Origin of the sequence: Psychromonas sp. Urea-02u-13 (genome assembly GCF_002835995.1) — a bacterium.
In the GTDB taxonomy this organism is placed as follows: domain Bacteria; phylum Pseudomonadota; class Gammaproteobacteria; order Enterobacterales; family Psychromonadaceae; genus Psychromonas.
The window spans coordinates 152368-165135 of the sequence record NZ_PJBZ01000039.1 but is presented as its reverse complement, the minus strand read 5'-3'; the positions used below and the strand labels follow the sequence as shown (position 1 = coordinate 165135).

General features: G+C 40.6%; 11 protein-coding genes. 4 read left to right on the top strand and 7 right to left on the bottom strand.

Features of this window, described 5'->3' with window-relative positions; translation table 11 throughout:
* Positions 1-47: 47 nt before the first annotated feature.
* From trmD to ffh, 4 genes are all read right to left on the bottom strand, one after another.
* On the bottom strand, positions 48-788 hold the full coding sequence (gene trmD / locus CXF74_RS02965) for a tRNA (guanosine(37)-N1)-methyltransferase TrmD (protein ID WP_101080909.1): 741 nt from the start codon (positions 786-788) through the stop codon (positions 48-50).
* Positions 789-807: 19 nt separating this feature from the next.
* Positions 808-1335 (bottom strand): ribosome maturation factor RimM, encoded by a 528-nt coding sequence (gene rimM / locus CXF74_RS02960; protein ID WP_101080908.1) that lies wholly within the window; start codon positions 1333-1335, stop codon positions 808-810.
* 24 nt (positions 1336-1359) lie between these two features.
* Positions 1360-1608 carry a 30S ribosomal protein S16 gene (gene rpsP / locus CXF74_RS02955; protein WP_101080907.1) on the bottom strand — a complete coding sequence of 83 codons (249 nt, stop codon included), beginning with the start codon at positions 1606-1608 and terminating at the stop codon, positions 1360-1362.
* Positions 1609-1842: 234 nt separating this feature from the next.
* Positions 1843-3252 carry a signal recognition particle protein gene (gene ffh, locus CXF74_RS02950; RefSeq protein ID WP_101080906.1) on the bottom strand — a complete coding sequence of 470 codons (1410 nt, stop codon included), beginning with the start codon at positions 3250-3252 and terminating at the stop codon, positions 1843-1845.
* Between the two features lie 138 nt (positions 3253-3390).
* On the opposite strand from ffh, the gene CXF74_RS02945 reads away from it, so the two are divergent.
* Positions 3391-4182 carry a cytochrome C assembly family protein gene (locus CXF74_RS02945; RefSeq protein WP_101080905.1) on the top strand — a complete coding sequence of 264 codons (792 nt, stop codon included), beginning with the start codon at positions 3391-3393 and terminating at the stop codon, positions 4180-4182.
* Positions 4183-4202: 20 nt separating this feature from the next.
* On the opposite strand, the gene CXF74_RS02940 is transcribed toward CXF74_RS02945, so the two are convergent.
* From CXF74_RS02940 to menA, 3 genes are all read right to left on the bottom strand, one after another.
* Entirely contained in the window at positions 4203-4847 is a 645-nt protein-coding gene (locus CXF74_RS02940) for an endonuclease (RefSeq protein ID WP_101080904.1), read from the bottom strand.
* 831 nt (positions 4848-5678) lie between these two features.
* Positions 5679-7775 carry an elongation factor G gene (fusA, locus tag CXF74_RS02935; RefSeq protein WP_101080903.1) on the bottom strand — a complete coding sequence of 699 codons (2097 nt, stop codon included), beginning with the start codon at positions 7773-7775 and terminating at the stop codon, positions 5679-5681.
* 205 nt (positions 7776-7980) lie between these two features.
* The gene (gene menA / locus CXF74_RS02930; RefSeq protein ID WP_101080902.1) at positions 7981-8898 is read right to left on the bottom strand and encodes a 1,4-dihydroxy-2-naphthoate octaprenyltransferase; all 918 of its coding nucleotides are present in this window, start codon (positions 8896-8898) and stop codon (positions 7981-7983) included.
* Positions 8899-8998: 100 nt separating this feature from the next.
* Between menA and CXF74_RS02925 the strand changes: the two genes are divergently transcribed.
* From CXF74_RS02925 to menH, 3 genes are read left to right on the top strand one after another with little or no spacing between them, the layout of a single operon-like run.
* Positions 8999-10267, top strand: a complete 1269-nt coding sequence (locus CXF74_RS02925) for an isochorismate synthase (protein WP_198552759.1) — start codon at positions 8999-9001, stop codon at positions 10265-10267.
* Positions 10267-11994, top strand: a complete 1728-nt coding sequence (menD, locus tag CXF74_RS02920) for a 2-succinyl-5-enolpyruvyl-6-hydroxy-3-cyclohexene-1-carboxylic-acid synthase (RefSeq protein WP_101080901.1) — start codon at positions 10267-10269, stop codon at positions 11992-11994. Before CXF74_RS02925 ends, menD begins: the two co-directional genes overlap by 1 nt.
* Positions 11981-12760 (top strand): 2-succinyl-6-hydroxy-2,4-cyclohexadiene-1-carboxylate synthase, encoded by a 780-nt coding sequence (gene menH / locus CXF74_RS02915; protein ID WP_101080900.1) that lies wholly within the window; start codon positions 11981-11983, stop codon positions 12758-12760. Before menD ends, menH begins: the two co-directional genes overlap by 14 nt.
* Positions 12761-12768: the final 8 nt, after the last annotated feature.

Below are 12768 nucleotides of genomic sequence, written 5' to 3'. Positions count from 1 at the left end.
ATACCTTTTATATCTAGTTAGCTAATAACATCGCTGGTCAGTGGGAGTCACTTTTCCAGAGCAGCAAGCAGTTTTGCTTGCTCGTCAGTCAGAGCTAGATCATTTAATAAATCGGGTCTTCTTTGTTTCGTGCGCAGTAATGATTGTTCAAGTCGCCAAAGACGAATCTTTTCATGATCACCACTTAATAATACACTCGGTACAGACTCTCCATCTAATACCTCTGGGCGCGTGTAGTGAGGACAATCAAGCAATCCATCCGCGAAGGAGTCTTGCTCAGCTGATAACACATGACCTAAAACACCGGGTACGAAACGCACCATAGCATCAATTAAAATCATGGCTGGTAGCTCACCGCCACTTAACACATAATCACCTACCGACCACTCTTCGTCGACTAAGCTTTCAATTATGCGTTCGTCTATGCCTTCATAACGCCCTGCTACTAAAATCAAAGCTTGTGACTCTGATGCTAATTGCTGTGCGCCTGCATGGTCTAAACGTCTGCCTTGAGGAGAAAGATAAATTACCTTTGCCTCGTGCCCTGCTTCTTTAGCTGCCTGTTTTGCTGCGTTGATAGCATCCCGTAAAGGTTGCACCATCATCAACATACCAGGACCACCGCCATAGGGACGATCATCGACCGTTCTATGTTTATCCGCAGTGAAATCACGAGGATTCCAACTTTGGATTGAAAGCAGATTATTTTTAATCGCTCGACCTGTTACCCCGTTCTCGCTAATGGCCCGAAACATGTCCGGGAAGAGGCTTACAACCCCAATCCACATCGCTTTTCTCCTAGGGTAATCAGAAATCAGGTTCCCAATTAACTGTAATTAGTTTGCCAGCAATATCTACGTGAGATACGACTTGCTCTTTAATGAACGGAATTAACCGCTCTTTCTGCCCAAAAGCATCATTCGAGTTGGCTTTAACCACAAGCACATCTTTAGAGCCTGTTTCCATCATTTCGGTGACAACACCTAAATGATAACCTTGGTCAGTATTTACCTGACACCCGATCAAATCACGCCAATAGAAATCATTTTCCAATTCAGGAAACTCACCTGCGTTTACAAGAAGTTCAACACCAACAAGGGCTTGTGCTTCTTCGCGAACATCAAATGCATCTATTTTTGCAACGAAGGTATTACCATGAGTTTTCCATTCAGTGATATTCACGTCTTGGATTCGCCCCTGATACTTCATCAACAATGGCTTGTATTGAAAAATACTTTCAGCATCATCGGTGTAGGAGTGAATTTTTAACCAGCCTTTAATGCCGTGAACGGCACCAAATTTTCCGATTACAATTGGCTCTGCTATGTTGCTCACCTGAATCTCCTCACCTAACTGCAATTATGCAGCTACTGCGTTGTCTTTTACTAATTTAGCTACACGATCACTAAGCTGTGCACCAAGGCCAAGCCAGTGGTCAATGCGATCTGTGTCTAAACGTAATTTTTCTGCATTACCTTGTGCTGTTGGGTTAAAGAAACCAACTTTTTCAAGGAAACGGCCGTCACGTGCGTTACGGCTATCTGTTACTACTACTTGGTAGAATGGGCGCTTTTTTTGGCCGCCGCGAGCTAAACGAATAGTTACCATATCGTCCTCTATATATTGTTAAACGTATAATTGGCCAGCTAATGCTGACCGCCTGCTTTTGTAGAAAGCTGCCGAATCATACTCTTTTGCACGAAAATAACAATCAAAATCACATTTTCGAATAAAAAATAAACAGCAAAAAAAACACTATAGGCACAAAAAAGCCAAATCCGAAGATTTGGCTTTTTATTAAAACTGATTATTTACCTGCTATTGCCGTAAATGGCTAGATAATTACTTCTTACGGAAACCACCTAGACCAGGAGGCATTCCCATTGCGCCGCCCATACCGCCAGCGCCACCCATCATGCCTTGCATACCAGACATCATTTTACGCATACCGCCTTTACCAGACATCTTCTTCATCATTTTTTGCATCTGAGTGAACTGCTTAAGCAATTTATTCACATCTTGAATCTGAGTACCAGAGCCAGCTGCAATACGGCGCTTACGGCCACCTTTAATGATTTCAGGTTTTGCACGTTCTTTCTTAGTCATTGAATTGATGATGGCTTCCATTTGATTAGTCGCTTTATCATTCACTTGATCTTTCATTGCATCAGGAACTTGACCCATTCCAGGTAGCTTGTCCATCATGCCTGCCATGCCACCCATGCCTTTCATTTGCACAAGTTGGTCACGGAAATCTTCTAAATCAAAACCTTTACCTTTAGTGATTTTTTTAGCGAGTTTATCCGCTTTTACTTTATCTACTTTTTGCTCAAGATCTTCGATAAGGGTTAAAACATCACCCATGCCTAAAATACGTGACGCGATTCTGTCAGGGTGGAATGATTCTAATGCATCAATTTTCTCACCCATACCGATAAATTTAATCGGCTTACCGGTGATATGACGAATAGAAAGCGCAGCACCACCACGTGCATCACCATCGGCTTTGGTTAAGATAATACCTGTTAATGGTAACGCTTCATTAAAGGCCTTTGCAGTATTCGCCGCATCTTGACCTGTCATTGCATCAACAACAAACAGTGTTTCGATAGGTGTAATCGCAGCGTGAAGATCTTTAATCTCGTTCATCATGTCAGTATCAACATGTAAACGACCGGCCGTATCGACAATCACGACATCAATAAATTTCTTTTTAGCGTGGTCAATGGCCGCATTAGCGATATCAATCGGCTTTTGCGTGATATCACTTGGGAAGAACTCTACGCCAACTTCAGCTGCTAATGTTTCTAACTGCTTGATAGCAGCAGGACGGTAAATATCCGCACTTACGACTAAGACTGATTTTTTTTCTTTGTTTTTTAATAACAAGGCCAATTTAGCAACAGAGGTGGTTTTACCCGCACCTTGTAAACCTGCCATTAATAAAACAGCCGGTGGTTGCATCGCTAGGTTTAGCGATTCATTAACATCACCCATAGCAGATTCAAGTTCGCTTTGAACGATCTTAAGAAACGCTTGGCCTGGGTTTAGTGTTTTGGTCACTTCACGACCGACAGCACGCTTTTTAACCGCCTGAATAAAGTCGCGAACAACAGGTAAGGCAACATCGGCTTCTAATAGCGCCATACGTACTTCACGTAACGTACCCTTGATATTGTCTTCTGTTAAGCGGCCTTTACCACTGATCGTTTTTAGGGTTTTCGACAATCGGTCGGTTAAATTCTCAAACATGCTTCGCTCTCGTTACTAGAAATTAAAATAGAATGGTAGATATTATACGCAACATTGCCTTTCAAAGTAGTATTAACTTCTCATCCGCTAAAATTTGCATATAATTGCTAACTTAAGTAAATACGAAAATGGATTGATATGGACTATTTAGCATTAATAAGTGGAATTTTTTACCTTGTCGCGGCAGTTGTTGCTAGCAAGCAACTACTTTCATCCCAGAAGCCACTTTCAAGCACTTTTTTGATTCCTATCGTGATAGCGCTGTCGACGCATGCGACTTGGTTATACCAGCACGTATTTATGCTTGGTGGACAAGACTTACAAATCTTAAATGTGGTCTCATTAGTCACCTTTATTATCTCGTTACTCAGTACAGCCGCCAGCAAACGTTTAAATACCGGCGTATTGTTACCCGTTGTTTATGGTTTCACTGTTATTAATTTTATCGCTGTTACTTATTTGCCAAGCCACTTTGTCACGCATTTAGAAACACACCCAGCAGTCGGTTCACACATTATTATTGCACTACTCGCTTATTCAACCATGACTATTGCGAGCTTATTTGCACTACAGCTTGCTTATTTAGATCACCGTCTAAAAAATCATAAATTACCACTGACTAAAATTAATATGCCGCCAATAATGACCCTTGAAAAAAGCCTTTTTCAGTTTATTTTTATCGGCTTTATTTTATTAAGTTGTACATTGTTGACAGGTTTTATCTTTTTAGAAGATATGTTTGCACAGGGCAAAGCGCATAAAGCGATATTGTCGATGATTGCATGGGTAATTTATGGGGTACTACTGTGGGGCCATTATAAGCAAGGATGGCGTGGCCGTTTAACCGTTTATATCACCATCGTGGGCTCTTCACTGCTCACTCTTGCTTATTTTGGTAGTCGCTTTGTACGCGAGATAATCCTTACCTGAACACCTTTACAGCGCCTTATCTAAAACCCAGCTAGGGCGCAACTTTTCTCTAAAATTTCACTTTCATTACCTTGTTTTTCTGCAATACGTTGTCCACGTAAACATTCCCACTGAGTAACAGGTTGTTGCTTATGCCACGCATTCATCAGCTGTAGTTGTTGGCGGCTCATCGTATATCTGTCGTATGTTTGGTGCATATACAGGTAACTACGGGCAATCATGCCACGTGCATTTTTAGGTGGCTCTGCTTTACCTTTGACAATTTTCATTGCACAGCTACCAAAACTACTTTTCTCTGTATTTAACAAAACAAAGTTATAGTTACTACGGCTCGCATTAACCGCGCCAATTGCAGGGTAAAGGTTATACATGTCTGATTGCATCAAACGATATTGCTGATTGGTCTTTTCCGCGCAGCGTCTTCCTTTAAAGGTTTTACCCTTACTATTAATACAACTGTCATCACCCTCACGCCATGCTTTAAAATTACGCCCAAAGTTTTCCGCAGGAACGACATGTTCCCATTCCACTTTTTTTGCACGTTTTATATATTTTGTCGTGCTAAAACCGCTCGGGAAAGTCACCTTCTTTTTAGCATCAAAATCCGCTTCGCAATAAATTGTTTTACGCTCTTGGTCAGTTTTATAAACATCCCTTTCAAGCATTTTTTTTGCTTTGCTAAAAGAGTTGTTTGTTTCGTTACCTTGATTGGCAAAAACAGAAAGCGGTAATAAAAGCAGTAAAATGAAATATTTGATGATAAATCCAGCGATAAAATAAAAAAGCGAGTTTACCAGTACAGCAACAACTCGCTTAATTAAATAAAACTCACTAAATCATCAGGAAACCAAGCTGTTAGTCTTCAGCTGTCAGCTATCAGTAAGTTCAAAAGCAGTGGGACAAGCAATTAGCGGTCAGCTATCAGTAAGTTCAAAAGCAGTGGGATAAGCTATTAGCGGTCAGCTATCAGTAAGTTCAAAAGCAGTGGGACAAGCAATTAGCCTTCAGCGGTCAGCGGTCAGCTATCAGTAAGTTCAAAAGCAGTGGGACAAGCTATTAGCCTTCAGCGGTCAGCTATCAGTAAGTTCAAAAGCAGTGGGACAAGAAATTAGCCTTCAGCGGTCAGCTATCAGTAAGTTCAAAAGCAGTGGGACAAGCTATTAGCCTTCAGCGGTCAGCTATCAGTAAGTTCAAAAGCAGTGGTTAGCGGTAGGTTTAGTGTTTTAGGTTTTAGGTTTTAGGTTTTAGGTTTTAACTGACAGCTGACAACTGATCGCTAACAGCTTTCTGATAGGTTTTAACTGACAGCTGACAACTGATCGCTAACAGCTTTCTGATAGGTTTTAACTGACAGCTGACAACTGATCGCTAACAGCTTTCTGATAGATTTTAACTAACAGCTGATAGCTAACGGCCGACAGCTTTATTACAGATACAAAAAAACCCTAACAGTTTTCACTATTAGGGTTTTATAAGAACGAGCTAATTAAGAAATATTATTTCTTTTTAGCCGCTTCTTTTTCTTCTTTAACTTTAGCAATAACTGCTTCAGCTACAGAAGAAGGAGTAGGCATGTAGTTTTTGAACTCCATAGAGAACTGACCACGGCCTGAAGTCATTGTACGTAGTGAACCGATGTAACCAAACATTTCTGAAAGAGGTACGTCAGCTTTAATACGAACACCAGAAGCACCAGGCTCTTGACCAGCGATCATACCACGACGACGACTAAGGTCACCGATTACATCACCAACATGGTCATCAGGAGTAAACACGTCTACAGACATGATTGGCTCAAGAAGTTGTGCGCCCGCTTTAGGGATAGACTGACGGAATGCACCACGTGCTGCTAATTCAAATGCTACTGCAGATGAATCCACGGCGTGGAAACCACCATCGTAAAGTTCAATTTCAACGTCAAGTACAGGGAAACCAGCTAAAACACCAGTATCCATCATGCCTTTGAAGCCTTTCTCAATCGCTGGGAAGAATTCTTTTGGTACATTACCACCAGTAACGATAGATTTGAACGTAAAGCCAGAACCAGGTTCGCCAGGCTTGATACGGTAATCGATCTTACCGAATTGACCAGAACCACCAGATTGTTTCTTATGCGTGTAAGAATCTTCAGTTTCTTGCGTGATAGTTTCACGGTAAGCAACTTGAGGTTCGCCAACTAATAGCTCAACGCCATATGTACGCTTAAGAATATCTACTTTAATGTCTAAGTGAAGCTCACCCATACCAGACAAGATTGTTTCGCCTGAATCGATATCAGTTTCAACTTTAAACGTAGGATCTTCTGCAACCATTTTACCGATAGCAATACCCATTTTCTCAGTAGAACCTTTATCTTTTGGTGTAACAGAGATAGAGATTACTGGGTTAGGGAATACCATTGCTTCTAGAACGATTGGGTTCTTTGGATCACATAATGTGTGACCAGTTTGAACGTTAGTCTTCATACCAACGATAGCGATGATATCACCCGCTTGCGCTGATTGAAGTTCGTTACGATCATCTGCTTGCATTTCACACATACGACCAACACGCTCAGTTTTACCTGTTGCAGCGTTCATGATTGTATCGCCTTTCTTCAACGTACCTGAGTAGATACGTACGAAAGTTAATGAACCAAAACGGTCATCAGTGATTTTGAATGCTAGTGCTTTGAAAGATTCTTCAGTAGAAACGATTGCGTATTCGCCGTTTGGCTCGCCTTCGTCATCTGTAAGCGGTTGTGGATCAACATCTGTTGGACAAGGTAGGTAATCAACAACAGCGTCAAGAATGTTTTGAACACCTTTGTTCTTGAATGCAGAACCACAGTAAGTTGGGAAGAAGTCCATTGTACGAGTACCCATACGGATACAACGTTTAATGTCTGCTAAAGATGGCTCTTCGCCTTCAAGATATGCTTCAAGAAGCTCATCATCTTGACCTAGTGCTTCTTCAAGCAACATTTCACGGTATTCTTCAACTTTGTCAACCATGTCCGCAGGAACATCTTCAACTTTGAAGTTTTCTGGAAGACCAGAGTCATCCCAGATGAATGCTTTACGAGTAAGCAGGTCAACAACACCAACGAAATCATCTTCGATACCGATTGGTAGAACCATTACTAGTGGGTTAGCACCAAGAACGTCTTGAGTTTGCTTAACAACGCGGTAAAAATCAGCACCCATACGGTCTAATTTGTTTACGAAGATAATACGAGCTACTCGTGAGTCATTCGCGTAACGCCAGTTAGTTTCTGATTGTGGTTCAACACCACCAGAACCACAGAATACACCAATACCACCATCAAGTACTTTAAGAGAACGGTATACTTCAACAGTGAAGTCAACGTGTCCAGGAGTATCGATAACGTTAAAACGGTGATCGTCCCAGAAACAAGTTACAGCAGCAGACTGGATAGTAATACCGCGCTCAGCTTCCTGTTCCATGAAGTCAGTTGTAGATTCGCCGTCATGTACTTCACCAGTTTTGTGGATCTGGCCAGTAAGTTTTAGGATACGCTCTGTAGTAGTAGTTTTACCCGCATCAACGTGCGCGAAAATACCGATATTTCTGTATTTACTTAAATCTGTCATTTTTTATACTCTGTATTAGTAATAAAATTGTGGTCAATATTCCGCGCGCATTATACCTAACGTTACTGTTAAACAGAACACAGAAATTGCAAAAAACTGAAAATATGTTGTTTTTTTCACCGTAATTTCACTTGAAATAGGTAAAAACAGCAAATTATTAGAGAAGATCTCATTAAAAGTGTCGTCTTGGGCAGACGATTTTTTATTAAGTAATTAAAACCAGTGCAAATAACATCGCAAAAACGAAAGTGCCAATCGCAGTATTTTTTAACTGTTCATTAAATTGATCACCCGATGATGGGTTTTCATGAATGGCACTATTTAATGCATTACAACTTTTAATCAATGGGCTCATCGCGAGTAAAAACAGATATTGCCAAGTTTGCGTGCTTTCAAGGTTAAACAAGTAATAACCTGCAAGCAGTGGCGCTAATGAGATTAAACACAAATGATATTTAAAAGCAGCGGCTCGGCCAAGTAACACCACTAAGGTAGTTTTATTGTGTTTACGGTCATTTTCGATATCACGGATATTATTGATGTTTAAAACCGCAGCCGATAACAAACCAATACTGGATGCAGGTAAGACTAATAACCAATCAAAACTTAATGCGTAGAGATAAAAGCTACCAATCACGCCTAATAAACCAAAAAACAAAAATACTGCAACATCACCCAAAGCACGGTAGCCATAGGGCAACTTTCCGAGGGTATAAGTAATAGCGGCGATAATAGCGAGCACACCTAAACCTAAGAAAACTAACCAACTAAATAGGTCATCATTTAATGCCAGCAATAATAAACTCAATCCACTGACCAGCGTCAAAGCAATGGTTATTATAATGGCATTTTTCATCGCCTTCGCAGTGATTAAGCCTGTCTGCATGGCGCGTATTGGACCAACTCGGTTTTCATCATCCGCGCCACTAAGTGCATCGCCATAATCATTCGCTAGATTAGAAAGAATTTGTAATAACAAAGCGGTCGTCAGCGACAGTAAAAAGATAGACAGGTCAAAAACCTGGTGATGTACGGCGATACCTGCACCCACAATAATGGAAGCGGCTGCAAGTGGTAAGGTGCGTAAACGTAGGGCGCTTAGCCAAACAGGAAGGTTCTTCATCTAATATTCCAACATCTATATTGTGGCAGGGTTATTTTCACGCTACATTAGCAAAATATCCCCTATAAATATAGATACCAGAAAAGCGTGGTTTTTATCAATGATTGAAGAAATTTGTAAACAATTACTCGCGTTTCAAAATGCGCAAGGCGATTTCCCGAAAAAAAATCTGAGCATCTCACTTGAACCTGTCATGTTGTTAACCTTATTAAAAGCACAAATAGATATTTTCCCTGCTATTTATTGGCAAGATAAAGAGTTACAACAACGTATTGTTTGTTTTGGCGCGATAGATGACAAACTGGCGATTCCGCATGTTTGTAATGAGGCACGATATTACGGGGGTCTCGCATTCCAACAGCAAGGGGATCAATGGCCAGGTTTCCCCGCAACACGCTTTATTCGCCCTGCGTTAGAGTTTATCGAAGAAAATAATAGCCTCACCTTGACCTGTCATTTTGATGGTAATTTTTGTATCGAAGACACACTCGCCCTGGTCCACAAATTGCGTTCTCCCGTTACTTTACAAAAAATGAATACACTGCAAATTTCTCGCAGTGATCTACCGGGTAAACAGCAGTGGTCAGGGCTCGTTGACTTATGTATAGAATATAAAGCGCTGCTGCCTAAGGTGGTCTTATCTCGCCAAACGGAACTCATTTGTTCAGAAACGATTGATCATTGTGATTTACTTTGCCAATGGGAAAAAGCTAATCCAGCCAGCTTCCATTTCAGTTTTCAGTTTAATAAAGACGATGTGTTTATCGGTTGTTCCCCTGAGCGATTATTTAGCCGTACAGGCAGAACACTACATACAGAAGCATTAGCAGGAACGGTCAACCGAGGCCGTAATGACCGAGAAGATAATATATTATTACAAAGCCTGCTCACGGATAAAAAAATTGATCGTGAAAACTACTTAGTACAAGAGTTTATCATCGCCAATTTGATGAGTTTAAAAGCACAAGTTCATTGCGAACAACCCCATGTAATGCAATTACATAATGTGCAGCACCTTTGTGTGCCCATTAAAGCAGAGCTACTCACAACCACTAAAGATGCTGAATTACTTTATAAGTTGCATCCCACACCGGCTGTCGGTGGAACCCCTAAATTACCCGCATTACAATTTATTAATGATAAAGAACCCTATTGTCGTGGTTGGTATGCGGGTGCGGTTGGTTATATTAGCCAGCATAAAAGTGATTTTAGCGTGGCGATTCGCAGTGCGTTAATCAGTGCTAATAAAATAAAACTATTTGCTGGTGCAGGTATTGTGACAGGATCTATTGCCGATCAAGAATGGCAAGAACTGGATAATAAAATACACACAGTCTTAGATATCCTCACTCAAACAGAAGATAAATAATGAAAGTAAGTGACGTATTTTCAGCTAACGCAAGCAATATCAATTTGTTATGGGCTTCACTTTTTGTTGAAGAGTTAATACGCCATGGTATTAGCGATTTTTGCATTGCGCCAGGCTCACGCTCAACCCCCTTAACACTTGCGGTTGCCAATCACCCCTGCGCAAAAACACATATACACTTTGATGAACGCGGGCTCGGATTTTTAGCATTAGGCCTGAGCCAAGCAAGTCAAAAACCCGTGGTTATCATCACCACCTCAGGTACTGCAGTGGCTAACTTATACCCCGCGGTGATTGAAGCTAAACAGAGTGGTCTGCCTTTAATTGTTATCTCTGCCGACAGACCCGCCTCATTAATTGATTGTGACGCAAACCAAGCGATTGAGCAGCAACATATTTTTGCACGTTATCCTGTTTTTTTTGCTCAAATAGTACAACCTAGCACTGACATAAAAGCAAACTACCTATTAACAACCATTGATCACGGCCTTAATAAACAACAAAACCAACCTGGCCCTATCCATTTTAATATCGCCTTTGCTGAGCCTCTCTATCCAACGGCAGAGATGACAAATTATCAAGGCTATTTAACTAGCTTGAAAGAATGGCCATCAAATAACCGACCTTTTACTCAGTTTGTCAGAAACAAAACCCTAACATTACCTAAATCGAATCCGTTAACGGGAAAAAAAGTACTGGTCATCATGGCTAAAATAGCCGATCAGAAACAGGAAACGGCAGTGAGCCAATTCTGTGAAAAGAACAATATATTGCTCTTTAGTGATATTCAGTCTTCACAATGCAGTGCGACTAACAATCTGCCTTATTACGACTTATTACTTATTAACGATAACTTTAATGCTTTGTTACAGCAGGCTGATATTGTTATTCAGTTTGGCGAGCAGTTAATCAGTAAACGTTTAGCGACCTTTATCAATAACTTTAAAGGTAAATTACAGCAAGTTGCTCCCGGCGAAACACGTATAGACCCGCATCATCAAGTCGACAAACGTTTTAGTTGCGATGCGACGCAGTGGATTGATGCGCAAATCATTGAACCTTCTGACACGAATAACGATTGGCATAATGCTCTACAGCAATGCCATCAGCAAATTGCACATCAGGTCATCCAGCCCTTCTTGAGCATTCAACCTTATAGTGAAATGAAAGTGGTTGAGCAGCTAGATAAACAATTACCTAGCACTAGCCAACTATTTATAGGTAATAGCATGCCGATCCGTTTGGCCGATATGTTTATGCTTAAAAATAAGTGTCCTATTTATACGAATAGAGGCGCGAGCGGCATTGATGGCTTGTTAGCAACCGCGATTGGCGTTGCCAAACACAATCAAAAAATAACCACCCTACTCATTGGTGATAATTCTTTTTTATATGATTTGAATTCATTAGCAATGATTAAACAGCTTCACAGTCACTTCATTATTATTGTGATTAATAATGATGGAGGTTCAATCTTCAATCAGTTACCCGTACCCGAACTACAAAAAGAAATTTTTTATCAACTACCCCATGGCCTTAACTTTAAAGCAAGCTGTGAGCAATTTTGTATTGATTATTACAATCCAAATCAACTTATTGATTTTGAAGCGTCTTATAATCAATGCTTACAGGGCAAACACTCACTCATTGAGGTGACGCTTGAAAATCAGCAAAGCGCGACTCAATTGCAACAATTAAAAGAGCAGATTCAATATGCCACTATATAAACATCAACAGGGTTGTCGCAGTAAACCTACTTTAGTCTTTTTACACGGATTTTTAGGCAGTAGCAGTGATTGGCATGAAACTATCGATTTGCTCAAAGAGCATTTTCATTGTGTCACCATTGATCTTCCTGGACACGGCGCTTCAGTTGCGACAGCAGGTTCATTAAAAGATGGTTTTAATCATTGCCATCAATTAATCAAGAATGCCCTTGATGACCTTGAAGTTAATAGCTACACACTGATTGGTTATTCGCTTGGTGGACGCATTGCATTGGATTACGCGCGTACTCAAAACGATACCCGCTTAACTGCCTTGTTACTTGAATCAAGCCATACCGGTTTAACAGATCAAGACACTAAAGAACGTCGCTTTATGCAAGACCATAGCTGGGCGAAGAAATTTGCGACTGAAAGCATCGTAGAAACATTATACGAATGGTATGACCAATCGATATTTAGCGATCTTAGTGATAGAAAAAAAGAGATGATTATCAGCAAGCGTGAAGATAATTTTGGTGTGCCATTAGCCAACATGTTATTAGCGACCAGCTTGGGTAAACAAATAGATGCCCTGCCTTATTTACAACAAACAAAACTTGCGGTGCATTATTGTTTTGGTGGTAAAGATAAAAAATTCAAAGCCTTCTCAGCACAATTAGAGGGCTTTAAACACATTAACATCGTTAAATTTGACCTTGCTGGGCATAATACCCATCAACACGATGCGCTACAATTTGCCCAATATATATTACAAAACTTAAAATAGTGCCATCG